26 protein-coding genes are annotated in these 25386 nt (G+C 56.8%); 11 read left to right on the top strand and 15 right to left on the bottom strand.

Annotated features, from left to right (window positions below; genetic code table 11):
- Positions 1-46 precede the first annotated feature (46 nt).
- The gene (gene rna / locus DG357_RS06300) at positions 47-856 is read left to right on the top strand and encodes a ribonuclease I (protein ID WP_088205157.1); all 810 of its coding nucleotides are present in this window, start codon (positions 47-49) and stop codon (positions 854-856) included.
- On the opposite strand, the gene DG357_RS06295 is transcribed toward rna, so the two are convergent.
- Positions 850-1470, bottom strand: a complete 621-nt coding sequence (locus DG357_RS06295; protein ID WP_045261019.1) for a flavin reductase family protein — start codon at positions 1468-1470, stop codon at positions 850-852. The genes rna and DG357_RS06295 overlap by 7 nt on opposite strands.
- 270 nt (positions 1471-1740) lie before the next feature.
- Between DG357_RS06295 and rnk the strand changes: the two genes are divergently transcribed.
- Both rnk and yldA read left to right on the top strand, forming a co-directional pair.
- Positions 1741-2151, top strand: coding sequence for a nucleoside diphosphate kinase regulator (rnk, locus tag DG357_RS06290; RefSeq protein WP_088205158.1), 411 nt, complete (start codon positions 1741-1743; stop codon positions 2149-2151).
- A 139-nt stretch (positions 2152-2290) separates the two neighbouring features.
- Entirely contained in the window at positions 2291-2380 is a 90-nt protein-coding gene (gene yldA, locus DG357_RS23290) for a small membrane protein YldA (protein WP_274620971.1), read from the top strand.
- A gap of 10 nt (positions 2381-2390) precedes the next feature.
- On the opposite strand, the gene DG357_RS06285 is transcribed toward yldA, so the two are convergent.
- The gene (locus DG357_RS06285; RefSeq protein WP_069733586.1) at positions 2391-3629 is read right to left on the bottom strand and encodes a zinc-dependent alcohol dehydrogenase; all 1239 of its coding nucleotides are present in this window, start codon (positions 3627-3629) and stop codon (positions 2391-2393) included.
- Positions 3630-3810: 181 nt separating this feature from the next.
- On the opposite strand from DG357_RS06285, the gene uspG reads away from it, so the two are divergent.
- On the top strand, positions 3811-4239 hold the full coding sequence (gene uspG, locus DG357_RS06280; protein ID WP_028012323.1) for a universal stress protein UspG: 429 nt from the start codon (positions 3811-3813) through the stop codon (positions 4237-4239).
- A gap of 39 nt (positions 4240-4278) precedes the next feature.
- Here uspG and DG357_RS06275 read toward each other — a convergent pair whose 3' ends face one another.
- The 6 genes from DG357_RS06275 to ahpC all read right to left on the bottom strand — a co-directional run bounded on the left by DG357_RS06275 (position 4279) and on the right by ahpC (position 10894).
- Positions 4279-5046 carry a dimethyl sulfoxide reductase anchor subunit family protein gene (locus DG357_RS06275; protein ID WP_041910926.1) on the bottom strand — a complete coding sequence of 256 codons (768 nt, stop codon included), beginning with the start codon at positions 5044-5046 and terminating at the stop codon, positions 4279-4281.
- Positions 5046-5603: a 4Fe-4S dicluster domain-containing protein gene (locus DG357_RS06270; RefSeq protein ID WP_049138704.1), complete on the bottom strand. Its 558-nt coding sequence runs from the start codon at positions 5601-5603 to the stop codon at positions 5046-5048. The genes DG357_RS06275 and DG357_RS06270 overlap by 1 nt, the downstream gene beginning before the upstream one ends.
- Entirely contained in the window at positions 5600-7876 is a 2277-nt protein-coding gene (locus DG357_RS06265; RefSeq protein ID WP_088205159.1) for a molybdopterin-dependent oxidoreductase, read from the bottom strand. The genes DG357_RS06270 and DG357_RS06265 overlap by 4 nt, the downstream gene beginning before the upstream one ends.
- Complete coding sequence (locus DG357_RS06260) at positions 7873-8448, bottom strand: TorD/DmsD family molecular chaperone (protein WP_224222668.1); 576 nt, start codon at positions 8446-8448, stop codon at positions 7873-7875. The genes DG357_RS06265 and DG357_RS06260 overlap by 4 nt, the downstream gene beginning before the upstream one ends.
- Positions 8449-8637: 189 nt before the next feature.
- Positions 8638-10203 carry an alkyl hydroperoxide reductase subunit F gene (gene ahpF / locus DG357_RS06255; protein ID WP_028012318.1) on the bottom strand — a complete coding sequence of 522 codons (1566 nt, stop codon included), beginning with the start codon at positions 10201-10203 and terminating at the stop codon, positions 8638-8640.
- A gap of 127 nt (positions 10204-10330) precedes the next feature.
- Complete coding sequence (gene ahpC / locus DG357_RS06250; RefSeq protein WP_008501015.1) at positions 10331-10894, bottom strand: alkyl hydroperoxide reductase subunit C; 564 nt, start codon at positions 10892-10894, stop codon at positions 10331-10333.
- Positions 10895-11513: 619 nt separating this feature from the next.
- Here ahpC and citR point away from each other — a divergent pair.
- The 3 genes from citR to DG357_RS06235 all read left to right on the top strand — a co-directional run bounded on the left by citR (position 11514) and on the right by DG357_RS06235 (position 14394).
- Positions 11514-12419, top strand: coding sequence for a DNA-binding transcriptional repressor CitR (gene citR, locus DG357_RS06245; protein WP_049138709.1), 906 nt, complete (start codon positions 11514-11516; stop codon positions 12417-12419).
- Positions 12420-12559: 140 nt separating this feature from the next.
- The gene (locus DG357_RS06240; RefSeq protein WP_047367717.1) at positions 12560-13783 is read left to right on the top strand and encodes a phosphoadenosine phosphosulfate reductase; all 1224 of its coding nucleotides are present in this window, start codon (positions 12560-12562) and stop codon (positions 13781-13783) included.
- Positions 13768-14394, top strand: a complete 627-nt coding sequence (locus DG357_RS06235) for an IbrB-like domain-containing protein (RefSeq protein ID WP_028012316.1) — start codon at positions 13768-13770, stop codon at positions 14392-14394. The genes DG357_RS06240 and DG357_RS06235 overlap by 16 nt, the downstream gene beginning before the upstream one ends.
- On the opposite strand, the gene DG357_RS06230 is transcribed toward DG357_RS06235, so the two are convergent.
- Positions 14395-15555, bottom strand: a complete 1161-nt coding sequence (locus tag DG357_RS06230) for a pyridoxal phosphate-dependent aminotransferase (RefSeq protein WP_088205161.1) — start codon at positions 15553-15555, stop codon at positions 14395-14397.
- Between the two features lie 121 nt (positions 15556-15676).
- Here DG357_RS06230 and DG357_RS06225 point away from each other — a divergent pair, with 121 nt between their 5' ends.
- Genes DG357_RS06225 through DG357_RS06215 form a run of 3 tightly spaced genes read left to right on the top strand, consistent with a single transcriptional unit; the run spans position 15677 to position 17516 of the window.
- Positions 15677-16291, top strand: a complete 615-nt coding sequence (locus DG357_RS06225; protein WP_048961266.1) for a methylthioribulose 1-phosphate dehydratase — start codon at positions 15677-15679, stop codon at positions 16289-16291.
- Complete coding sequence (mtnC, locus tag DG357_RS06220) at positions 16288-16977, top strand: acireductone synthase (protein WP_047367714.1); 690 nt, start codon at positions 16288-16290, stop codon at positions 16975-16977. Before DG357_RS06225 ends, mtnC begins: the two co-directional genes overlap by 4 nt.
- Complete coding sequence (locus DG357_RS06215; RefSeq protein ID WP_010428475.1) at positions 16974-17516, top strand: 1,2-dihydroxy-3-keto-5-methylthiopentene dioxygenase; 543 nt, start codon at positions 16974-16976, stop codon at positions 17514-17516. The genes mtnC and DG357_RS06215 overlap by 4 nt, the downstream gene beginning before the upstream one ends.
- A 53-nt stretch (positions 17517-17569) precedes the next feature.
- Here the strand turns inward: DG357_RS06215 and DG357_RS06210 are convergent, their stop codons facing one another.
- Together DG357_RS06210 and mtnA are read right to left on the bottom strand one after the other, a co-directional pair.
- Positions 17570-18040 carry an SRPBCC family protein gene (locus DG357_RS06210; RefSeq protein WP_088205162.1) on the bottom strand — a complete coding sequence of 157 codons (471 nt, stop codon included), beginning with the start codon at positions 18038-18040 and terminating at the stop codon, positions 17570-17572.
- Positions 18041-18082: 42 nt separating this feature from the next.
- Positions 18083-19099 carry an S-methyl-5-thioribose-1-phosphate isomerase gene (gene mtnA / locus DG357_RS06205; protein WP_063154722.1) on the bottom strand — a complete coding sequence of 339 codons (1017 nt, stop codon included), beginning with the start codon at positions 19097-19099 and terminating at the stop codon, positions 18083-18085.
- A gap of 104 nt (positions 19100-19203) precedes the next feature.
- Between mtnA and mtnK the strand changes: the two genes are divergently transcribed.
- A complete protein-coding gene (mtnK, locus tag DG357_RS06200) occupies positions 19204-20403 on the top strand; it encodes an S-methyl-5-thioribose kinase (RefSeq protein ID WP_088205163.1) in 1200 nt (399 codons plus the stop codon).
- Between the two features lie 52 nt (positions 20404-20455).
- On the opposite strand, the gene DG357_RS06195 is transcribed toward mtnK, so the two are convergent.
- The 4 genes from DG357_RS06195 to DG357_RS06180 are packed head-to-tail and all read right to left on the bottom strand — an operon-like array spanning position 20456 to position 25272.
- Positions 20456-21697 (bottom strand): LVIVD repeat-containing protein, encoded by a 1242-nt coding sequence (locus DG357_RS06195; RefSeq protein WP_088205164.1) that lies wholly within the window; start codon positions 21695-21697, stop codon positions 20456-20458.
- The gene (locus DG357_RS06190) at positions 21694-22758 is read right to left on the bottom strand and encodes a sugar ABC transporter substrate-binding protein (RefSeq protein WP_045261033.1); all 1065 of its coding nucleotides are present in this window, start codon (positions 22756-22758) and stop codon (positions 21694-21696) included. Before DG357_RS06190 ends, DG357_RS06195 begins: the two co-directional genes overlap by 4 nt.
- A 19-nt stretch (positions 22759-22777) precedes the next feature.
- Positions 22778-23773: an ABC transporter permease gene (locus tag DG357_RS06185; protein WP_069733597.1), complete on the bottom strand. Its 996-nt coding sequence runs from the start codon at positions 23771-23773 to the stop codon at positions 22778-22780.
- Positions 23770-25272: a sugar ABC transporter ATP-binding protein gene (locus DG357_RS06180; protein ID WP_088205165.1), complete on the bottom strand. Its 1503-nt coding sequence runs from the start codon at positions 25270-25272 to the stop codon at positions 23770-23772. The genes DG357_RS06185 and DG357_RS06180 overlap by 4 nt, the downstream gene beginning before the upstream one ends.
- Positions 25273-25386: the final 114 nt, after the last annotated feature.

Raw genomic sequence — 25386 nt, 5'->3', positions numbered from 1 at the left:
TAATAACCCACAAAAATGAATTGCGCACAACCAATCAGGAAATCACATGTTCAGGAAGGATATCGTTATCCCGTCTGGCGCAGTAGCGCTTGCACTCAGTCTCTTCTCAGCACAGGCCGACCCCCTCAAGGCCACGCAGTACGGCGATTTCGATCGCTATGTGCTGGCTTTATCCTGGCAAACGGGATTTTGTCAAAGCATGGTCGAGCGTAACCGCAATGAACCGGATGAATGTCGTCTGCAAAAAGAGCGCGAAAATAAAACCGATTTTCTGACCGTTCACGGGCTATGGCCCGGCCTGCCGAAATCTATTGCCGCACGCGGCGTGGATGAACGTCGATGGATGCGGTTTGGCTGCGCCACGCGCCCTATCCCGAACATGCCGGAAGTGAAGGCCAGCCGCAAATGCGCAGCAGCCGAAACCGGGCTGTCGCTTTCCGGCGCGGCTAAGCTGAACGAGGTCATGCCGGGCGCGGGTGGAAACTCCTGTCTGGAACGTTACGAATATGCCAAACATGGCGTCTGCTTTGGTTTTGATCCCGATGCCTATTTCGGCACCATGGTGAGAATGAATCAGGAAGTGAAAAACAGCGCCGTCGGTCATTTCCTTGCGGAAAATTACGGTAAAACCGTCAGCCGGAGTGATTTTGACAACGCCGTTGCCAAAACCTGGGGCAAGGAAAATATCAAAGCCTTCAAGCTGACCTGCAACGGTAATCCGGCGTATCTGACCGAGATGCAAATTTCACTCAAAGCAGACACCATTAACGCCCCGCTTTCCGCGACATCCTTTGCTCCGCAGCCGCATCCAGGCAACTGCGGAAAACAATTTGTCATTGATAAGGCCGGTTACTGATCGCCCACCACCGGTCGCACCATGTCAAACCGGTGTTCGTCACTGATGCCATAGTAAGCCGTCGGCCCACCCGCACGCAGGATGGGCTGCGCTTTCGCCGTCTGGTATATCCCCTCTTCCAGCAGCGTTTCGGCAATATGGATCCCGACCACTTCTCCCAGCACCAGCCAGGTATCCACCGGCGTACCGTCGGCGCCGGTAAGCTGAATGCACTGAGACAGGCGGCACTCAAAGTTGACCGGGCTTTCCGCCACGCGGGGGGCGCTCACCAGCTGGCTTGCCGCAGGCGTTAATCCGGAAAAGGTAAATTCGTCCTGGTCGTGAGGCAGCATGGCAGAGGTCTGATTCATCGCTTCCGCAAGATCGCGCGTTGCCAGATTCCAGACAAACTCCTTTGTTTCAACAATATTACGCACGCTGTCCTTCCAGCCGTTGCTGGAAAAGCCAATGATCGGCGGGCGATAGTTAAAGCAGTTGAAGAAGCTATACGGCGCAAGGTTGAGCTGACCGGCCTGGTCGCAAGAGGAGATCCAGCCAATCGGACGGGGGCCGACAATGGCGTTCAGCGGGTCATGCGGCAGGCCATGCCCCTGAGACGGTTGGTAGAAGTACATAGCGCTCTCTCGTTGGTAAGGGCTGCGGCGAATGATGTTTCGCGCAGCGCCCGGGTTCAGAACATACAGCGTAACGCAATCCGCCAGGAATGAAGACTGAATAAATTTCAGTGAAAATTCATATGGCACATGAATGTGACCTTCATCACTTCAAACTTGCGCGTTCAGCCAGTATCATCGGGAGAGTTAAACCCTCGCTGCCAGACGGCGAGGGTTTTCTTTTGGATTGGTTTCTGCGTTAGACGCAGCATTAACGACATGGAGTAAAAAATGTCCAGACCTACAATCATCATCAACGAGCTCGACGCAGAACGTATCGACAGGCTGCTGGAAAAAGCAGAATTCGCCTCACTTCCGGTGGCCGATGCCCTGAATGAGGAACTCGACCGGGCGCAGATGTGCACGCCTGAGACGATGCCGCATAACGTGGTCACCATGAACAGCCAGGTGAAATTCCGCAACCTGACCACCGGTGAAGAACTGACACGTACGCTGGTTTACCCGGCTCAGATGACGAACAGCAGCGCGCAACTTTCGGTTCTTGCGCCGGTGGGGGCCGCACTGCTGGGGCTGCGCACGGGAGATACCATCCACTGGGACTTGCCGGGCGGTGCTTCCACCCATCTGGAAGTGCTGGAGCTGCTCTACCAGCCAGAAGCCGCGGGCGATTACCTGCGTTAATGTCATTCTGAACAAACGCGACCCGCGTTGCACAGAGGATGCGCCTGCATCCTCTTTCCGCAAATTCACCCGATTTTCCTGTATCGCGCTAAAAGGCCTTAATCCACGCTTAATCTGTTGTGATGCTGCGAGGATGGACATGTGTGAGATACTGGTTATCACACTTATTTTTCTGATTATTGTGGCGATCATCGTCACGGCCGTGCTCTACCTTGAACGCCACAAGTAAGCGCGTATTCTTACACCACTCCGCCCGGGAACGCATTCACCAGGCCCTTAACTTTTTGCTCAGCGGCCTCAGGCGTTTCCGCGCCGGGCACCAGAATCACCTTCCGGCACTCCTCCTCCCGTTTTTCGAAAATCTTATAGGCACGTTCCGCATCCGTCAGGGGGAGATAATGCGTCACAATCTCTTCCGGCGTCAGCAGCCCTTTTTCGATCAGCGGTAACAGTTCGCCCAGCCAGGCGTGGACGTGCGTCTGGCCCATCTTAAACGTCAGCCCTTTATCGAAGGCATCCCCAAACAGGAAGCCATGAATAAACCCGGCATACACGCCAGGTACGCTGACCACCCCGCCGCGCCGGACGGCAGCGATACACTGACGCAGCGCTTTGCCGCTGCTGCCCTCAATTTTAAGGTTGCTGAGGATCGTCTCCGTGGTGCTGCCCTTGGCTTCGAACCCGACGGCATCAATGACGGCATCGACACCCCGCTGCCCGGCGGTTTGCTCGATTATCTTTTCCGCCGCGTCGTTATCATCATCAAAATTGATGGGGATAGCACCGTAGCGCGCCTCGGCAAACCGCAGCCGATAGGGGTGATGGTCGATAACAAAAATCTGCTCAGCCCCTAACAGCCGTGCGCAGGCAATTGTCAACAACCCCACCGGACCGGCACCGAAAACGGCGACGCTGGAGCCTTTTTCAATCTGCGCATTTTTTGCCGCCTGCCAGGCGGTGGGTAAAATATCAGAAAGAAACAGGGCCTTATCATCGGAGAGCAGCTGCGGCACCTTAAACGGTCCGACGTTGCCTTTCGGCACGCGCACATATTCCGCCTGCCCTCCCGGCACGCCGCCGTAGAGATGGCTATAGCCAAACAGCGCTGCCGGCGCGGGAATTTGCTTTTTGTTCAGCGCAGCGCCCTGCCCGGCATTGGTATTCTCACAGGCAGCGTACTGCTGCAGACGGCAAAAGAAGCAGTCACCGCAGGCGATGACAAAGGGGATCACCACGCGATCGCCTTTTTGCAGGTCCTTTACCTCTCGTCCGCACTCGACGATCTCGCCCATAAATTCATGTCCAAAAATGTCGCCGTGCTGCACCTTTGGGATCTTTCCACGATAGAGATGCAGGTCGGAGCCGCAAATCGCCGTGGCCGTGACGCGCAGGATGATATCGTCGGGCTGTTCAATGATGGGATCGGGGACATTCTCAACGCGAACATGGTGCGGACCGTGGTACGTGAGTGCTTTCATGCGACCTCCGAAAGGTTTCAGGTAAGTTTATAAAGGGTAGCTACCCCTGAAAGTCTGCCGGGAAATACGCGCCTTTTGAGATTTATCCTGGCGAGAGAGGAAAAGTGCCGAAGCGCTTACAGAAACCATTCATATTTTGTGGTTGAATGTATCCAGCGTTTATAAACAAGGAGAAACGGTTATGTATAAGACAATCATTATGCCGGTTGATGTTTTCGAAATGGAACTGAGCGACAAAGCTGTTCGCCACGCGGAATTCCTCGCGCAGCAGGACGGAATTATTCATCTTTTACACGTCTTACCGGGCTCTGCCAGCCTGAGCCTGCACCGCTTTGCCGCCGACGTGCGTCGCTTTGAGGAGCACTTACAGCACGAAGCCGAAACGCGGCTTCAGACCATGGTCGGACATTTCAGCATCGACCCTTCCCGCATCAAAACCCACGTCCGGTTCGGTAGCGTGCGCGATGCCGTCAATGAACTGGCCGCGGAGCTGAATGCAGACGTGGTGGTGATCGGTTCACGTAATCCTTCCATTACCACTCACCTGCTGGGATCGAACGCCTCCAGCGTGATCCGCCACACCCATATTCCGGTGATGGTGGTCCGGTAAATACCCACAAAAAACCCCGCTTTCGCGGGGTTTTGTTTATCAGTACAGGTGACCAATATTGACGATGGTGCTGACGGTATCGCCGAAGAAGGTCAGGCGGCTGAGCACCACGCCCACCAGCAGGAGCGCAAACACCGCTTTCTGCATCGGCTGGCGCTTCAGCGATAACGCGCCACCCACAACGCAGCACAGCAGGCTGCCCAGATAGAGCGGCGAGCTTAACCAGGCGTGAGCGGTCATTTTCATGATGGTACCGCCGCTGAGCCACATCACCGGCGCGGCAATCAGCAGCGCCATCAGGGCGATAATCCCCTGGCGCAGCGCGGCGTTTGATCCTTTCAGCCCGAGCAGCGGCGTTGCGGCACAGCCCATCACCCAGACCGTCGCAAAGAACAGCATCATGGTGATGCCGTTGGCAATGGCCTGCATCGCCGGTGCCGCGTAGGTCATTCCCTGCACCACCACCAGCAGGATCCCGAACAGGGACGCCAGCAGCGCTGCGCCTTTATTTCCCTTACTCAGGAAGGCCAGCCCAATCATGGCGCCGTACAGGGTCGCGCCCAGAATTTCGCGGCTCAGCCAGGCATGTTTCAGGTTAATCAACGCGTTGTATGCGTGTTCCGGGTGCGCCAGATGCAGCACCGCGGCAATGGAGGCTACGCCCAGAATCAGCCCGGTAATCAGCCAGTGAAGGCGGGTGCCATGCACTTCACCACGCAGCGTACGCCAGGTCAGGAGCAGCGTCATCCCGACGGACATCTGGCTTAGCACGGTAAAAATCACCAACGGCAGTTCGTACTTTTCCATTATTTATCCCCCGGCTGTTTTGGCTGACGGGCCAGAATGAAGCGCGTACCCGGATTAAGCTGAGGCATCTTCGGGAAGCCCGGCGGATACTGCACGGCATTGTTCGGCAGCGGATCGGCATCCAGATCGATAATCGACAGGGCACCGACCGGGCACGCGTTCACGCAGGCCGGAGCCATACCGATATCCAGACGTTCATAGCACATGCTGCACTTCTCCGCCTTTTGCGTCTCTTCATTGAAGCGCGGCGCGCCGTACGGGCAGTTACGGATGCAGTTTTTACAGCCGATACAGCGTTCAGGGTTATGGACCACCACGCCGTCATCACGTTTGGTGTAGGCTTCCACCGGGCACGCCGCCAGACAGGCCGGGTTTTCACAGTGGTTACAGGCCAGCGAGAAAAACGCACGCTCCTCATGCGGATAAATTTCTTTATCCAGCGGATAGACATAGCGCCAGTAGCGATCCGGCTCAAGCTGGTTAAAGCTCTTGCAGGCCATGGCGCATCCGCGGCAGCCAATACATTTATCACTGTTCACTAAAAATGCGCGTCTCATGCGTCTGCTCCTTCATTCGCGATAAGGGCAATGTCGACAAACTGGCTGTGGATCGCCGCGCCAGGCGCGCCGGTTGCCATCTTGCCCATATCGGCTGGCGTATCTTTCACGACGTTCTGCACGTTGTACTTAAGCTTGTTAAACCAGGACTCATACATCACCAGGAAATCTTCCGGCACGTTGGTGGTAATCTTCGCCCGCAGCTCCACTTCGCCCACGTCGTTAAACACGCGGACTTTCGCCAGCTCGCGAATCCCCTTCTTGTGCGCGGCGGCTGGGTGGATATAGACAAACGGCTCCGGCCAGAAGACCTGCATCCAGTCGAGGTTGACGAACTGAGAGTGGAGGCCGTACTGCAAATGCGGGGTAAACAGATGGAACGGCAGCTTGCCCTCCGCGGCAGGCAGATACTCCGGCAGCGCTTTATGGCCGTTCTTTTCACACAGCTCGGAGAGGAACTCATACTTGCCCGATGGCGTTTTAAACTTGCGGTCGTGCCAGGCCGCCGAGCTGACCATTTTGGCTTTCACCGGCCCATCCAGCAGATCGTCCCAGGAGCGGATACCGAACTGCTTCGCCATGCCCTCATTGAACTCAAGGTCGAGCCATTTTTTCTGGTCAATGTCCTGCGGGAAGGTACAGGAGCCCGGCTCCATTTTGTTGATGGTACGCGAGAGCAGCACGGCAATATCCAAATCGCTCTTGCACTCGTACATCGGTTTAATGGCCGGTTCATTCACCGAAAGCCAGTAATGCCAGTAAGACGACGACAGGTTCCAGTGCTCAAAGGTGGTCGTCACCGGCAGCACAATATCGGCATGCTGCACCGTCTCGTTGAAGAACTGATCGACGCAGACCACCATCTCCAGCTTGCTGAAGGCTTTTTCCATTTTGTTGCGGTCAAAGTCCTGCGCGAACGGGTTCTTGCACGCCACCCACAGCATACGAATGGGCGGATCGTTGGCATCTAGAATGCTCTGCGCGGTCTGGTTCAGGTTCAGCGCGCGGTCGGAATAGTGGCTCTTTTCGCCGCTGTCGCTGACGAACTCCCCTACCGGGCCGCTTTCTCCCACCATGCCAACAGATCCGACCGGTGGCTTCTGCGTCATCGCATGATAGTTGTAGCCCCAGGTCTGCAGATGGCCGTAGCGGGCACCGCCGCCTTCCACACCGATGTTGCCTGTCATGGCAACAAAAGCGTCAATGGCGCGCACGTTCGCCCCACCGTTGACGTGGCGCTGCATCCCGTAGCCGATCCAGACGGTGGCAGGTTTTACCGCGGTGAACTCTTCCGCCAGGTGGCGAATCACCTCTGCCGACAGGCCACAGATTTCAGATGCCCACTCCACGGTGATATTGCTGCGCAGATACTGTTCAAATTCCGGGAAACCGTGCGCGAAGTTGTTCACAAACTCCTGGTCGACGCGGCCAATATCCAGCAGGTGCCGCGCCATTCCCAGCGCCAATGCGCCGTCCGATCCCGGGCGCACGCGCAGATACAAATCGGCTTTCGCGGCGGTTTGCGAGAACAGCGGATCAATGACCACCACTTTCGCCCCTTTCTCACGCGCCTGATAGATGTACTTCATGGTATGCATGGAGCACCAGGCCGGGTTTGCCCCCCAGATAATGATGTATTTGGCTTTCACCAGATCTTCCGGGTCGTTACACCACATGTCGCCCATGTCGTAGTGCTGGGCATCGATCCCTGCTGGCCAGCATGGCGTACCAGCGAACCGCGTGGTGTAACCGAGAGAAGACATCATCCCCTCCACGGCATAACTCATCACGCCCAGGTTGCCGGAGTATTTCGACAGCGCCAGACCGAGCATAGACCCGTCTTTCTTTTTAATCTCCAGCATCTTGCTGGCAATGCGCTGCATGGCCTCATCCCAGGAGATGCGACGCCATTTACCGCTGCCGCGCCCATCCTGGATCATCGGGTATTTAATACGGTCCGGGGAGTAGACCCGGCGCGGGTAGGTCAGCCCTTTCACACACGGGGCACCGTGTGTAAACGTGGACTCGCTTGCCCCGTCAACGAAGGTGATGACGTCATCTTTGACCCAGGTTTTTAAGCTGCAGGTGTCGTAGCAGTTACGCGGGCAAGCGTTACGGAAAATTTTGTAGGTTTTTGGGTTAAACGGAATGGGGGGCTGTGCCATGGCACATCGGGATGATAATAGTCCGCCGGGTAATGCGGCAACGGTACCCAGCGCAATCAGTCCTTTTAAAAAGGAGCGCCGGTTTAGCAGCCCTTTATCAATACTCATAATATTACTCTCGTCTTTAATTCATCAAACCAATTAGTCATCTGCAACGCGAGACATTTAATTGCGGTTGTTTTCGCGCAACCCTTTATTTTTGCGATAAATGCGGGGAGCCATAATTCAAGATGCCCCTGCACAAAGCGGGCGAGTGCGTCATGATATTGCGGCGAATGTCTGGCATGCGCGGAGAGCATCACCACCAGCTCCATTTCATAGCTGACGTGATCGTCGGGAACGCTATTTTCCCCGGTCACAAAAAGCCCGATGCTGCGCAGGAATTCGCGTACGCTCAGCGTTGTAGCGCCCATCAGCAGAGGCTCTTCGTCCAGATACACCGAGGCATAAGGCGGCGCCAATAGCGTTGCAGGGCCGACAAACAGGGCGTTGAAATCATACTCAACCTCTAACGCCTCATCCTGCTGCCAGGTTTCACTTTCCGGGAATAAAGGATGTAACGAAGCGCATCGCGATGCCATGTCCGCCACGTTAAAGAAATCACGAAACATCAATCCCTTTATTTCAAATGGGGTTAACGTCTCATATATTGAAGAAGTAGATGTATCTTTGTCATTCATATTAAATATAAATATTTATCGCTATAAAAAACGACAAGATATTATCAGCAGGCTTATTATTTTCTTTGATCGAAGCAGGTAATTAACGCATGAAGGGGTTAATAACGAGGATAATTGAGGGTAAAAAAATCTAAAAAAAAGCCACCTCATAAAGAGGTGGCTACTGCAGGTATGTCTTACTTTCTTTTATTATGCGGTTTTGGTGCGGATCAGGTAGTCAAACGCGCTCAGGGACGCTTTTGCACCTTCGCCAGTCGCGATGATGATCTGCTTGTACGGCACGGTGGTGCAGTCGCCCGCGGCAAACACGCCCTTCACGCTGGTTTCACATTTCGCATCGATGATAATCTCGCCCATGCGGTTGCGCTCAATCGCGCCTTCCAGCCAGGTGGTGTTCGGCAGCAGGCCAATTTGTACGAAGATCCCCGAAAGCTGAACGCTATGAACGTCGCCGCTTACGCGGTCACGGTACTCCAGACCGGTCACTTTGCTGCCGTCGCCCTTCACTTCCGTGGTCTGCGCGTTCAGCACGATGTCAACGTTTTTCAGGCTGCGAACTTTATCCTGCAGCACCTGGTCGGCCTTCATCTCAGGCGCGAACTCCAGCAGCGTCACGTGTTCAACAATCCCCGCCAGGTCGATAGCCGCTTCCACACCGGAGTTACCACCGCCGATCACCGCCACCCGTTTGCCTTTAAACAGCGGGCCGTCACAGTGCGGGCAATAGGTCACGCCTTTGGTACGGTATTGATCTTCGCCCGGCACATTCATGTTGCGCCATTTTGCCCCGGTGGCAACGATCACGCTTCGAGCTTTCAGCACCGCGCCAGAGGCGGTTTCAATCTGGTGTAAGCCCCCTTCCACCGCCGCCGGAATCAGCTTGCTGGCGCTCTGGCTGTCGATCACATCTACCTCGTAATCGCTGACATGAGCCTTCAGCGCACCGGCCAGCTTCTGACCTTCGGTTTTTGGTACGGAAATGTAGTTTTCAATGTCCACGGTATCCAGCACCTGTCCGCCAAAGCGTTCGCCCATAAGACCGGTACGAATACCTTTACGTGCAGAGTAAACCGCTGCCGCCGCGCCCGCAGGGCCGGAACCGACAATCAGCACATCGTACGCATCGCGTTTGTTCAGTTCTTCCGCCGCGCGTTTTTCCGCGCCGGTATCCACTTTGGCGACGATTTCCGTCAGCGTCATGCGGCCCTGGCCGAACTCCTGACCATTCAGATACACCGCCGGAACACCCATCACGTTGCGATCGGTGATCTCATTCTGGAAAGTACCGCCGTCAATCGCCGTATGCTTGATGCGCGGGTTCAGAACCGACATCAGGTTCAGCGCCTGCACCACGTCCGGACAGTTGTGGCAGGAGAGCGAGTAATAGGTTTCAAACTCAAAATCACCGTCGATATCGCGGATCTGCTCCAGCAGCGCCTGCGCTTCTTTTGACGGATGACCGCCGGTCCACAGCAGCGCCAGCACCAGTGAGGTAAATTCATGCCCCAGCGGAGAGCCGGCAAAACGCGGTCCCTTGTCCGAGCCCGGGTTAGTAATCAGGAAAGAGGGTTTACGAACCGCAAGCGAATTGTCTTCTTTGAAGGTCACTTTCGGCGACAGTTCAGCGATCTCTGCCAGCAGCTCTTTGATTTCTGCCGATTTCGCGCTGTCGTCCAGCGTGGCAATCAGCTCAACGGGTTTAGTCAGTTTCTCAAGGTAGGCCTTGAGCTGGGTTTTCATATTGGTGTCGAGCATAGTTCTTCCCTCTCTTAAGACGTCATCATGCAAGCTGCCTTTGCGGGCGGCCTGAATGCAACTTGCATCATGGTGCTGGAATGAAATGGGCGCGGGGGGCGCCCATTGATTGCCGGATGGTGAAAACTTAGATTTTACCGACCAGGTCCAGGGATGGAGCCAGGGTCGCTTCGCCTTCTTTCCATTTAGCCGGGCACACTTCACCTGGGTGAGAAGCCACGTACTGAGCCGCTTTCACTTTACGCAGCAGGTCAGAAGCATCACGGCCGATACCTTCAGCGGTAACTTCGATAGCCTGGATAATGCCCTGCGGGTCAACCACGAAGGTTGCACGGTCGGCCAGGCCTTCATCTTCACGCATGTTGTCGAAGTTACGGGTCAGGGCGCCAGTCGGGTCGCCGATCATCGCGTATTTGATTTTCGCGATGGTTTCAGAGCTGCTGTGCCACGCTTTGTGGGTGAAGTGGGTATCGGTAGACACAGAGTAAACGTCTACGCCCAGCTTCTGCAGTTCGTCGTAATGGTCAGCTACATCACCCAGTTCGGTCGGGCAAACGAAGGTGAAGTCAGCCGGATAGAAGAAGAAGACGCTCCAGCGACCTTCGGTATCTTTCTCGGTTACTTCAATGAACTCACCGTTTTTGAACGCCTGGTTTTTGAAAGGTTTAATTTTAGTGTTAATCAAAGACATCTGTACTTCCTCCGTGTTTTCGTTGAGAGCTAAGGTAACCAACTTTGCTCATCGGGGCTAATGCGTATGCTTTATCAAATCAATCAGCCAAACCTTACAACTTCAACAAGACAGCAAGGTGAACCTGCTGCGGTACTCCAGAAAGTATAAAGGCCGCCTCAACGGGCGGCCCTGATACCTGAATTCCCCGCAGGTACATTCAGTGCCAGCCGAGGCTGGCGTTGCGTTGCGCTCTACATACCTTGTATCAAGGTCGTAACAGCAGGTTGATTACACCACCAGCCCCCATCGAGAGCAATCCATCAAAAGCGCGTTCCTGCCTATGGCTGTGATAGGTTTTGACTGAGAGAAATACATTACGCTCGTAAATTAACTTTACGTAATCAATTTACGGCAATATATAAATGTCAACATTTATTAAATTGAACCCAGCCCATTCAAAGATAAAATTATCTTAATCTCACATGTAATTCTATTTCAATAATCCGATGGCGTGATATATTAAGATAACTTAAATAACACTTTAAGTTAGTTAACCACAAGGATTGTAAATGGTTAGCTTTAATCTATAGTTATCATCAATATGTTAACAACAGACTCACGGCAAACAGGATGACACATGGCAAATCTTTATGACCTTAAAAAATTCGACCTTAATTTACTGGTCATTTTTGAGTGTATCTATCAACATCTTAGCATCAGCAAGGCCGCTGAAACGCTTTACATCACCCCTTCAGCCGTCAGTCAGTCTTTGCAACGCCTGCGTGGCCAGCTTAACGATCCGCTGTTTATCCGTTCTGGCAAGGGGATCACCCCCACGACCGTCGGAACTAACCTGCACCTGCATCTTGAGCAAAACCTCAATCAGATTGAGCAGACCATCAACCTGATGCACCACACCGACATCAAGAAAAATTTTGTCATTTATTGTTCTCAGATGGTGACGCCAGGCTATCTTCTCGACCCCATTCAACTGTTAATGTCTCAGGAAAATTGTGAGGTAGAACAACGCGATATGCTTGTCTCTGCGGAGTCAGCAGAGGATTTACTGGCCTACCGTAAAGCCGATCTCATTTTTACCGTTGCGCCCGTGAATAACCGGTCCGTTGTCTGCTCGCATTTCACCACCATTCCCACCGTGATGATCTGCCGCGAAGACCATCCGAGAATTGGTACAGAAGTCTCCGCCGAGCAGTTATACAATGAGAAATTCACGATGTATCAAAGCACGAATACGGGCGTGAAGGAGTATCAGGTTCGAGCCAACGAAGCGTTCCCGGAGAGAAACATCGCGTTCCGTTCGGACTCTCTCAGTTCGCTCCTCTCTATGATCAGCATGTCTGATTTAGTCGGCTATATTCCTCTTTCCATTTTTGAAACCTATAAACACGCTTTAAAATTAAAGTCCGTAGCCGCGCCCTTCAAATTGCCCGAAGCGCAAATCTATATGGTCTACAACCGCGCGTCGTTAAACAGCAGCGTATTCGCCAGCTTTATTGAAAAATTGCATAAGTTGGCTCAATAGAATGGACGCGTCATCGCGAAGGTATTTCCAGCAAGAATAGAGTGAAGGCGTAAAATAATTAGTTGAGAATGAAAACATATAATAACATGATGGCAGTTTAATAGCATTAACGGTATTCCATACGCAGGATGCGACTCATCATGTCTATCTATAAATACCCTCTTCAGGAAAACGTTCTGGAGGCTGCTTCAGAACGCATAAACTGGACGCTGCAAAATTTTACCCGCGTGTGCGTCTCATTTTCTGGCGGAAAAGATTCAACGGTGATGCTTCATCTTGCTGCGCAACGGGCGCGGCAGCTGAACAGAAAAATAGATGTCCTCTTTCTGGACTGGGAAGCACAGTTCTCCTGCACCATTGAGCATATTGAGAACATGAGGACCCAATATCGTGACGTCATCAATCAGTTCTGGTGGGTGGCGCTGCCGATCACCACGCAAAATGCCCTCTCTCAGTACCAGCCGGAATGGCAGTGCTGGGAACCTGGCATAAGCTGGGTCAGACAGCCTCCGCCTGATGCCATCACCAGTACGTGTTATTTTGATTTTTATCAGCAGGGAATGACCTTCGAGGCCTTCGTCAGGGACTTTGCCGAATGGTATGCGCGAAGGCGCCCCGCCGCAGTGATGGTGGGCATCCGCGCCGACGAATCCTATAACCGCTTCCTGGCAATCGCCTGCGCACGCAAGCAGCGCTTTTCCGACGACAAACCCTGGACGACCGTCGCGCCCGGCGGTCATGCCTGGTATATCTATCCTCTCTACGACTGGAAAACCGCCGACATCTGGACCTGGTTTGCCAAAACGGGCTGCGCCTATAACCCCCTCTACAATCTGATGTACCAGGCCGGCGTGCCACCGCGCTACATGCGCATCTGTGAACCCTTTGGCCCGGAGCAGCGACAGGGCTTATGGCTCTATCATGTCGTTGAACCTGAACGCTGGGCCGCCATGTGCGCACGCGTCAGCGGTGTGCGCAGCGGCGGAATTTACGCGGGGCACGACAACCACTTCTACGGTCACAGAAAGATCCTCAAGCCCGACCACCTCAGCTGGCAAGAGTACGCCATGCTGCTCCTCGACAGCATGCCGCAACAGACGGCTGAACATTATCGCAATAAAGTCGCGGTGTACCTGCACTGGTATCAGAAGCGCGGGATGTCCGATCTTCCCGATACGCAGGAGGGTGATATCGGCTCAAAGGATATCCCGTCCTGGCGGCGAATATGCAAGGTTCTGCTCAACAACGATTACTGGTGTCGGGCCCTCTCCTTTAGCCCGAACAAACCAAAGCACTATCAGCGCTATAGCGAACGGATGAAATCAAAACGCAATGAGTGGGGGATCTTATGCAGCAACGACTGATTACCGAACTGGAAACCTATTTGCAGACGCTCACCGACGAGCAACGTATAGATGCCATCAATGCTTTTCGCCAGGCCATGCATCATCTCAGCCCGTTCAGCGACCAGCCCGTCGACTGCGTGCTGTGGATAAAGCAGGACGCTATCGTTGCCAACGACTACAACCCGAATAACGTGGCGCCGCCGGAAAAGCGTCTGCTGAGTCAATCGCTCGAGCTCGACGGGTTTACGCAGCCCATCGTGGTGACGGAAAGCGAGCCGGCGCATTACGAAATTGTCGATGGCTTCCATCGTCACGAAATCGGTAAAAGCAGGGCCGCGCTGAAGCGCCAGCTTCGGGGCTATTTGCCCGTCACCTGCCTGCGCAAAGATCGCCAGCAAAAGCTTGACCGGATGGCCGCCACCATCCGCCACAACCGTGCGCGGGGACGCCACCAGATCAACGCCATGTCCGACATCGTCCGGGAGCTGGCCCAGCTTGGCTGGAACGATGAGAAAATTGGTAAGGAACTGGGGATGGACAGCGACGAGGTGCTGCGCCTGAAGCAGATCAACGGCCTGCTGGAACTGTTTGCAGACCGTCGCTATTCCGAAGCCTGGACGGTGAAATAGTCAGAGCGTCGCCAGACGCTCTGCCGCCGCCAGCAGCGTCGATTCCTGCTTCGCAAAGCACAGACGAACCAGCTTATGCGGGAAGGGATCGGCGCAGAACACCGACAGCGGAATAGCCGCCACGCCCACCTCCTCCGTCAGCCACCGGCAAAAGCTGACATCGTCCAGATCGGAAATCGCGCTGTAGTCCGCCAGCAGGAAGTAGGTCCCTTCACACGGCAGAATTTCCAGACGGCTTTTGCTCAGCGCATTTACAAACAGATCCCGACGCGCGCGGTAAAAATCCGGCAGCTCGCGATAATGCTGCGGTTCGCTGCGCAGCATGTCCGCCAGCGCCAGCTGCGCGGGCGTATTGACCGCAAAGGTCAGGTACTGGTGCACCTTACGCAGCTCCGCGCTGATGGCCGCCGGGGCCACGCAGTACCCTACCTTCCAGCCGGTCATATGGTAGGTTTTTCCAAATGACGACACCGCAACCGCGCGCTCGCGAAGCTGCGGATGGGCCAGCACGCTGGCGTGCCCTTCCGCCGCAAAGCAGATGTGCTCGTAGACTTCATCGCTCAGGACGTAAATTTCCCGCTCGGCGATAGCCTGCCACAGCGCGGTAAAATCGGCCTTTTGCCACACCGTCGCCGACGGGTTGTGCGGGGTATTCAGGATCACCAGGCGCGTTTTATCACTCAGCAGCGCGGCGAACGCCTGCCAGTCCGGGCGGAAATGCGGCGGCTGGAGCGCCACACGCTTCACCACGCCACCGGAGAGTTCAACCGCAGGCGCATAGCTGTCGTAGCTTGGGTCAAAGCAGATGACTTCATCCCCCGCGCGCACCAGCGCGGTGATGGCAGCATACAGCGCTTCGGTCGCCCCTGCCGTCACCGTGATATCGCTGTTCGCATCGGGCTTATGGCCATACAGCGCCGCCGTTTTGTCGGCAATGGCTTCCCGCAGCGCCTGCACGCCGGTCATCGGCGCATACTGATTCGCACCCTGCTCCACGTGGTGCGCCAGACGTTCCTGCAAATATTTCGGACCATCGAAATCGGGGAACCCCTGCGAGAGGTTAATGGCATTGTGCTGCTGCGCCAGGGCGCTCATCTGCGTAAATATGGTGGTACCGAGATTAGGAAGTTTACTCTGCGGGATCAATACGTTATTGCTCATGTTGTCGTGCCTGCTTGTAATACTTATGTTGCTGCCACTATAACACGATGTTAGTCTTTGGCAATCAAGACGCTTAGACGTCTAAACCATATCAATATTCCTGGCCGAGGGGTAAAAGGAAATGACAGACAACCTGCTGCTCACACACCTGGTCGACGCCTGCCGCTGGATAGGCGCCAAAGGCTGGGCACCCGCCACCGGCGGTAATATGTCGGTGCGTCAGGACGAGCACCTCTGCTGGCTCAGCGAATCCGGCAAGGACAAAGGCAGCCTGACCACCGACGATTTTCTACAGGTGGAGATCGCCACCAACCGGGCGCCGTCCGGTCGAAAACCGTCGGCGGAGACCGGGCTACACACCCTTATCTATCGCCTGTTCCCGGAGGCTAACGCTGTCCTGCACGTTCATACCGTTAACGCCACGGTGCTGTCGCGTCTGGTCAAAGAAGCCGAACTGAATATCAGCGGTTTCGAGATGCAGAAATCGCTTACCGGGCAGACTACCCATCTGGATACCGTCGCCATCCCGGTGTTTGATAACGACCAGGACATCGACGCCCTCGCCTCGCGCATCGCCCATTACGCCCAGGAGCGTCCGCTTAATTATGGTTTTCTTCTGCGCGGCCATGGCTTAACCTGCTGGGGACGCGACGTGGCCGAAGCCCGCCGTCATCTGGAAGGTTTAGAATTCTTATTTGAATGCGAAATGCGTTTACGACAACTGGAGAGAGTATGATTCGCGCGATTGTGACGGATATTGAAGGAACCACCAGCGATATTCGTTTTGTCCATGATGTTTTGTTCCCCTACGCGCGTGAGCGGCTGGCGGCCTTCGTGACCGCCCAGCAGTACGCCGAGCCGGTCAAATCGATTCTGGACAACCTGCGCGATGAAATCAGCGATCCGCATGCCGGCGTCGGCGATCTCATCAACGTGCTGTTTAGCTTTATGGATGAAGACCGCAAATCGACGGCGCTCAAAGCACTGCAAGGCATCATCTGGCAGGAGGGCTACATCAACGGTGACTTTACCGGCCATCTCTACCCTGACGTTCTGCCCGCGCTGGAAAAATGGAAGGCACAAGGGATTGATCTCTATGTTTATTCCTCTGGCTCCGTTGCTGCGCAGAAACTGTTATTTGGCTACAGCGACGAAGGTGATATTACTCATCTGTTCAGCGGCTATTTTGATACCCACATCGGCGCCAAGCGCGAGGTGCAGTCTTACAAGAACATAGCGGCGCACACGGGCATCGCCCCGTCGCAGATCCTGTTCCTGTCGGATATTCATCAGGAGCTGGACGCGGCTGAACAGGCGGGTTTTCGCACCCTGCAACTGATTCGCGGTGAAGATGACGGTGCGAGCCATCACCATCAAATCCACCAGTTTGACGAGATTAATCCGGAGCAGATCCCTTCATGAGCGCATTGACCATTTATTCCGATAAAGACGCCAGCCAGCACCAGTGGCACAGCACCGACGCCGCCGAAATCGCTCAACAGCTGAACGCTAAGGGCGTGCGCTTTGAGCGCTGGGCGGCAGACCGTGATTTAGGGCAGGATCCTGCGCCCGAAGCCGTGATCGAAGCGTATCAACATGCGATCGACAAGCTGGTGGCAGAGAAAGGCTATCAGAGCTGGGATGTCATCAGCCTGCGCGCCGACAATCCGCAGAAAGAGGCGCTGCGCGCGAAGTTCCTGAACGAACACACCCACGGCGAGGACGAAGTACGCTTTTTCGTGGAAGGTGCCGGGCTGTTCTGCCTGCACATTGGCGATGAGGTGTACCAGGTACTGTGCGAGAAAAACGACCTGATTTCCGTGCCGGCGGGCACGCCGCACTGGTTTGATATGGGCTCAGAGCCGAACTTTACGGCCATTCGTATTTTCGACAATCCGGAAGGCTGGGTTGCCCAGTTTACGGGCGATGCGATCGCGGATGCGTATCCACGCCTGGCCTGATCTTTTCTCCCTCTCCCACAGGGAGAGGGTCGGGGTGAGGGCACCAGCGCGCACTAAGCGTTAAGCCCTTTCACATACTCCACCAGCTGATCCAGCACTGTCCCCCACCCTTCGTGGAAGCCCATCTGTTCATGCTGCTCGCGGATTTCCTTCGTCGGATGGCGCGCAATCGCCGTATAGCGGGTTTTCCCCTCCCCGACGTCTTCCAGCAACAAAATTGCCGTCATAAACGGCTTCTCGGCCGGTTTCCAGCCTTCGGTATAGCCGTCGGTAAACACCAGCTTTTTCCCCGGATCGATTTCCAGGAAGACACCCCGGTTATCCATCCGCTGCCCGTCCACCTCAAACACGGTGTTGAACCGCCCGCCCACGCGCAGGTCGAGGTCACATTCGGTCACCTTATGAGGAGCAGGAATGAAGAAGTTTTTGATGTGCTCGGGCGTGGTCCAGCAGAGCCAGAGCAGGTCGCGCGGTGCATCCACCACGCGCTCCAGTTTTAAGTCTGTTTCAGGATCGAGCGTCACAATGTTGTCCTCTCAGGGAACCCCCTTAAAGGATAGCCGGACTCAGGCAAATTTCCCTTCCGCCACCTCATCCGGCGTGACCACACCCGTATCCAGCACCCAGCCGCTAATCAGCGAGGCAGGCGTGACGTCGAATGCCGGATTATAGACCTGCGCGTCTTCCGGCGCCCACTGCACCGCGCCAAAGCTTCCGGCAACGCCCGTCACCTCGCTGGCGGCGCGCTGCTCGATGGGGATCGCATCCCCGTTCGGGCAGGTCGGGTCGAGCGTCGTTTGTGGGGCGGCGACGTAAAACGGAATGCCGTGGAATTTCGCCAGCACCGCCAGTGAATAAGTGCCGATTTTATTCGCCACGTCGCCGTTGGCGGCGATACGGTCTGCCCCCACCCACACGGCGTCCACCTGCCCTTTCGCCATCAGGCTGGCGGCCATGGAGTCGGTAATCAGCTGATACGGCACCCCCAGCTCGCCCAGCTCCCATGCGGTCAGCCTGCCGCCCTGCAACAGCGGACGGGTTTCATCCACCCAGACGCTGCTGACGTTACCCTCCTGATGCGCGCGGGCAATCACGCCCAGCGCCGTACCGACGCCCGCGGTTGCCAGCCCGCCGGTGTTGCAGTGGGTCAGCAGACGGCTGCCGGGCTTCACCAGCGCGCTGCCCGCTTTTGCAATCGCGTCGCAAAGCCGTTTGTCTTCGTCAATCAGGCGCAGCGCCTCAGCCACCAGCGCCGGAACGAAATCCTCTTCCCACAGCGCAAGCTTCATGCGGTCGAGGTTGTTCATCAGGTTTACCGCCGTCGGGCGGGATGCGCGAAGCGTTTCCAGCGCCACCGCCAGCTCATCGCGGCTTTTGCCGTTTTCCGCCAGCAGCGCCAGCAGCAGGCTTGCAGAGAGACCAATCAACGGCGCGCCACGCACGCGCAGAGCGTGGATATGCCCAACCAGCGCCTCCACCGTTGAGGCATCCAGCCAGCGTTTCTCCTGCGGAAGCGCCTGCTGGTCGAGAATAAAGAGCTGATTATCCGCCACCCGCAGGCTGGTCGTCTGTAATGTCTGCATGTCGTTAATTCCCTGTTGCGTTGTTGTAGCACATTGTGTCAGGATGAAATCCAGATGTATAGACGTCTACATGTCTTAATTAGTTAACTCGTGAGGAACAGGCCATGTCGCAATACCGTACCTTTACCGCTCAGGACGCCGTGGAGTATGCCAGGCAGTTTGGTGGGCTTGACGATCCGTCATCGCTGGTAGAGGCGCTGGAAGTGGGCGACGGCAACCTCAATCTGGTTTTTAAAATTTACGACAGCGCGGGCGTGAGCCGCATCATCGTCAAACAGGCGCTGCCCTACGTGCGCTGCGTCGGCGAGTCCTGGCCGCTGACGCTGGATCGCGCCCGCCTCGAGGCGCAAACCCTGGTCGAGCATTACCAGCACAGCCCGCAGCACACCGTGAAAATCCACCACTTTGACCCGGAACTGGCGGTGATGGTGATGGAAGATCTCTCCAGCCATCGCATCTGGCGCGGCGAGCTGATCAACAACATTTACTACCCGCAGGCGGCGCGCCAGCTGGGCGAATACCTCGCGCACGCGCTGTTCCACACCAGCGATTTCTATCTGCACCCGCACGAGAAAAAAGCGCAGGTGGCGAAATTCATCAACCCGGAGATGTGTGAGATCACCGAAGATCTGTTCTTCAACGATCCGTACCAGGTTCATGAGCGCAATAACTACCCTGCCGAGCTGGAAAATGACGTCGCCGGCCTGCGCGACGACGCCCCGCTAAAAATTGCCGTGGCCTCCCTGAAGCACCGCTTCTTCTCGCATGCCGAAGCGCTGCTGCACGGGGATATTCACAGCGGCTCGATTTTTGTGGCCGACGGCAGCCTGAAGGCCATCGACGCCGAGTTCGGCTATTTCGGGCCGATTGGCTTTGACGTCGGCACCGCCATCGGCAACCTGCTGCTCAACTTCTGCGGCTTGCCGGGCCATCTGGGCATTCGCGATGCCGCCGCCGCGCGCGAGCAGCGCCTGACCGATATTCAGGAGCTGTGGAACACCTTCGCGGAACGCTTCCAGGCGCTGGCAAACGAGAAAGCCCGCGACGCCGCGCTCAGCGCGCCAGGCTATGCCTCCGCGTTCCTGAAAAAGGTCTGGCATGACGCCATCGGCTTCTGCGGCACCGAACTCATTCGCCGCAGCGTCGGGCTTTCCCACGTCGCGGATATCGACACCATTCAGGACGAGGCCATGCGCCACGAGTGCCTGCGCCACGCGATAACGCTCGGCAAGGCGCTCATTGTGATTGCCGACCGTATCGACAGCGCGGAAGATCTGGTGGCGCGGGTGCGGCAGTACAGTTGATTTTCTCCCTCTCCCTGTGGGAGAAGGCCGGGGTGAGGGCATCAAACCGCACTTACCCCAGATACTCAATTACCGACAGCCCGCCGTTATAGTCCGTGCTGTAGATAATTCCCTGCGCATCCACAAACACGTCACACGACTGGATTACCTGCGGGCGATTCGGGCGGGTGTCCATCATTTTCTCCGGTGCCGCAGGCACCAGCGCACCGGTTTCCACGGGCCGATACGGATTGGAGATGTCATACGCGCGCACGCCCGCATTCTGATAGGTGGCAAAAATCAGCGTTGAGCTGACAAAGCTCCCCGGCCGGTTCTCGTGCAGGTTGTGCGGGCCAAAATGCGCCCCTTTCTCCACGTAGTCGATTTCATCCGGCTGCGGGAAGGTAGAAATGCTGACCGGATTCGACGGGTCGCGAATATCAAACAGCCAGATCAGCTTCTCACCGTCCTCCTGGTTATCGAGCACCGCTTCGTCCAGCACCACCAGCAGATCGCGGTCCGGCAGCGGCAGCGCGGTGTGCGTGCCGCCGCCAAACGGCGGACTCCAGTTACGGTGGCTAATAAGCTTAGGCTGGGTACGATCCTTCACGTCCAGCAGCGTCAGGCCGCCGTCGCGCCAGCTGCCGTACGCCGTATCGCCGGCAATAATCGCATGGTGGAGCGCGTAGCGTTTGCCTTCCGGCCAGTTCGGCTGTTCGCCTTCGGCCTGGTTCATGCCCGGCAGCCACCAGCGCCCTGCCACCTCAGGCTTACGCGGGTCGGCCAGGTCGATCGTCAGAAAGATGTAGTCGGTAAAACCGTCGATCAGCGCCGACACGTACGCCCAGCGCCCACCGACGTACCAGATGCGGTGAATGCCAATCCCGCTCAGCGACAGAAAGCCGATTTCGCGCGGCGCGTCCGGGGTGGAGATATCAAACACACGAAGCCCGGCGCTCCAGCCTTTGTCCTGCACGTCGCGGACGGTCTCGCCCACCTGCCGGGTGTAATAGACCTTCTCGTCGGCAAAGCGGGCATCGGCAAACAGATCCCGGGCGTTGATCACCAGCAGGAGATCGTCATGCGCCTGCAGATGCACGTTCCAGGTGCCCGGCGGCGCAGGCACATAGCCCGCGGGTTTCGGTTTTTTCGGGTCGCGCACGTCTACTATCGAAAAGCCCTGCGACACCATATGGCCGATATAGGCGAAACCGCGGTGCACCATCAGCTGCACGCCGTCCGGACGACCGCCCTGGTCGCTATGGCCGATCAGCCGCATATTGCGGCTGTATTCTGGCGTGGGGAGGATGCTCATTTATTTTTCGCTTCCAGCGTCGCAAACCACGGCGCGATAAAATCTTCCGTCTGGCCCCAGCCCGGAATGATTTTGCCCAGCGACGCTACGTTCACCGCCCCCGGCTGCGCGGTCAGCAGCGCCTGCGGGATCGCAGCGGCTTTGAAGTCGTAAGTGGCAGGCGTGGCTTCCCCGGCAATCTTGTTGGCGATCAGGCGCACGTTAGTCGCACCAATCAGCTTCGGATCCACCGCCACGCTCACCTTCCACGGGCTGCCCGGCTCGCGCATCAGCTGCAGATCCTGGTTGGAGATGTCGATGCTGTAGAGTTTAATCTCGGTACGGCCGTTCTCCTTCAGCGCTTTATACGCGCCCTGGCTGAAGGCATCCCAGGTGCCCCAGATGGCGTCGATTTTGCCTTTCGGGTATTTCGCCAGGATCGCGCCCACCTTGTTGGCGGTGTCGCCCTGCACGTCAGAAGAGACCGCGCCGATGGACTCCAGCTCTTTAATCTCCGGGTACTGCTTTTGCAATTCTTTATAGGCTGCCTGACGGCGCTCCATCGGCGGGAAGCCCGCTACCCACAGCTTGACGATATTCGCCTTGCCGTTGAAATCTTTCGCCAGTTGGCCGAAGGAGAGATTCGTCAGGGAGGCGTCGTCCTGCTGGGTGACGGTCACGCCCGGGATCTCGCCGTTTACGGCGGTATCAAATACGGCGACCTTGATCCCGGCATCCACCGCCTTCTTCACCAGCGCGGTGGAGTACGGATCGCGGCCCTGCGACAGGATGATCCCGTCATATTTCTGGCTGATGGCCTGGTTAACGAAGTCCTGGAATTTGGCGTCATCCCCGTTGCTCAAAAAGGTGCTGACCTTAAAGCCGAGCTTTTTCCCTTCCTGAATGGCCCCGGCAACAAACTGCGTGGTGTTGTCGTCCGAGCCGAGGTTACGGATCACCGCGATGCGGATCGGTCCGTCGTGGTTCGCAATGGCGGCCGGAACCGGCGCGGGCGTGGCCGCAAATCCCGGCAGAGAAGTGAGTAACCCCAGTGCGACCAAAGAGAGCGCAATCTTTTTCATTTTTTATCCCGTTGTGTTGTCAGCGTTTTTGTATGTAGGTAATCGCCAGCGCTACCGCGAGCACCAGCCCTTTTATTATGTCCATGGCGTAATACGGCACGGAGAGCATGACCAGCCCGTTCGACAGCACGCCGAGGATCACCGCCCCCACCAGCGTGCCCAGCGCGTTCGGCTTGCCGGACCCGGCCAGCGAGAAGCCAATCCACGCCGCTGCCACCGCATCCATCAGATAGCCGCCGCCCGCATTGACCTGCGACGACCCGATGCGGGAGGCCAGCAGAATGCCGCCCAGCCCCGCCAGCAGCGAGGCAATCACGTAGGCCGCCACCTTGTAGCGCGTGGTGCGAATGCCCGAGAGGCGCGCCGCTTCCGGGTTGCCGCCAATGGCGTACATCCGGCGTCCGTGAGTGGTCAGCGACAGCCCCAGCTGCGCCAGAAGGGTCACCGCCAGCATGATGATGACGATGGTCGGCACCTGCCCCAGCAGGCTGAACGCCGCCGGAATGGTCCCTTCCGCCATGTCGCCGCTCGGCAGCACCATGTTCTCGGTAATCGACCCGCCGTAGCTGTAGGTCATTGCCACGCCCTGGATGACAAACAGGCTGGCGAGCGTCGCGAGCATGTCCGGAATACGCAGGATGACGATCAGGAAAGCGTTAAACAGGCCGACCAGCGTGCAGAGCGCGAGAGTGATTACAATCGACTCGGTGGTGCCGAAGCCGTGCCAGACGAAAAGCGAAATCACCAGCGCGTTCGCCAGCGACGCGGTGGAGCCCACGGAGAGATCGAACCCGCCGACGGTCAGCGAAATCGACACGCCAACGGCAATCACCGTCACGATGGCAATCGAGCGCAGAATATTGATGATGTTGTTCGGGTCGAGGAAGCTGTCCGACGCCAGGCCAAAGACGGCCACCAGCGCGACGACGGTGAGCAACATGCCCCATTTATAGAGAAAATCAAAAAGTTGCTGACGGCCAGACGCCGCCGGGGTCACTGAAAGGGCCTTGCTCACGACGCCGTTCCTCCGGTTGAATAATAAAGTAGTGTCTCTTCACGGGCCTCTTCCCCGGCGATTTCTGCCACGATGCGCCCGTCCCACAGGACGCAGATGCGGTCGCACAGTCCCACCAGCTCGGCAAACTCGCCGGAGGCGTAGATCACCCCTTTGCCCTCGCGCGCCAGGCCGTCAATCAGCTGGAACAGATCGGTTTTGGCCTTCACGTCCACGCCTTTGGTCGGCTCGTCGAAAATCAGCACGCTGGCGTCATTACGCAGCCACTTGCCGATGGCTACCTTCTGCTGGTTACCGCCGGAGAGACGTCGCAAAACCTGTCCGGGACCGCGGGTGCGAACGCCGACGCGGGCGATCACCTCTTCCGCCCAGCGCCACGCCTGGCGATGGCCGAACAGGCTCCAGCGCGAGAAGCTGTTATCGGCGCACACGGCAAGGTTCATGCTCACCGGCTCGTCGATAAAAATGCCCTCCTTGCGCCGCTCCTCCGGCACCAGCGCCAGGCCGCGCAGCACCGAGTCTGCCGGATCGCGCGGCTGCCAGGATTGATGATTCAGCTCACCGCGCGCCACGCGGCTTTTGCTGGCGCCAAACAGCGCCTTGCAGAGTTCGGTTTTCCCCGCCCCCGCCAGCCCGGCAATGCCGAGGATTTCGCCTTTACGCAGGTGCAGGGAGATATCCTTCAGCAGCGCGTCGTCGTGCAGTCCTTCCACTCGCAGCAGTGTTTCGTCGCCGTGCGGCGGTCGCGCGGGCGGGTAGATATCGCTCAGCACGTGGCCGAGCATCTTCTCAACAATCTCTTCACCGCTGAGATCGGCCATCGGGCCGGACTCAATCAGCTTGCCGTCGCGCAGCACCGTCAGGGTGTCGCAGATAGCTTTTAGCTCGTGAATGCGGTGGGAGATAAACACCACGCCGATGCCCTGCTGTTGCAGACGTCTTACCACCGCAAACAGACGCTCGCTCTCGTGCGCGTCCAGCGGCGCGGTGGGCTCGTCAAGAATCAAAAAGCGGCAGTGGTGGGACAAAGCGCGTGCCAGCAAAATCTGCTGCTTTTCGGCCAGCGAACAGCCGTCGATGGAGCGGCGAACGTCCAGCGTAACGTCGAGCTGCGCCAGCGCCTGCCGCGCCTGCTGACGAACGGTGCGCCAGCGGTAGCGGTGCCCAGGCTGCGCCAACTGGTCGAGCATGATGTTCTCCGCAATGCTCAGCCCGGGGATCAGCGCCACGTCCACCTCCTGCTGCACGAGGTGGATGCCCAGCCGTTTGGCGTCCAGCGGCTCGCGAATGTTTACCGGCTGGTTGTTAATGGAGATTTCGCCCTCATAGTGGTCGTGCGTCCCGCACAGCACCGCCATCAGCGTTGATTTCCCCGCACCGTTGGCGCCCGTCAGCGCATGCACCGACCCGCCGTTCAGCGTGAAGTCCACGCGCGTCAGCGCCTGAAAGCCGGAAAAGGCCAGGCTGATACCGCGCATTTCAAGACGACTGGAAACCATCCGCGTAAATCCTTCATAACTCTTCTGATTTATCGAATTTTTCACAGCTCCGGTTGACTGACAACGACGGAAAAGGCATAAGATAAAGCGAAATATTATTAGCCATCCGGATGT

Source organism: Enterobacter bugandensis (assembly GCF_900324475.1).
Classification (GTDB): domain Bacteria; phylum Pseudomonadota; class Gammaproteobacteria; order Enterobacterales; family Enterobacteriaceae; genus Enterobacter; species Enterobacter bugandensis.
Note: the sequence above shows the minus strand (reverse complement) of the source record. Positions and strands in the feature narration are given on the sequence as shown.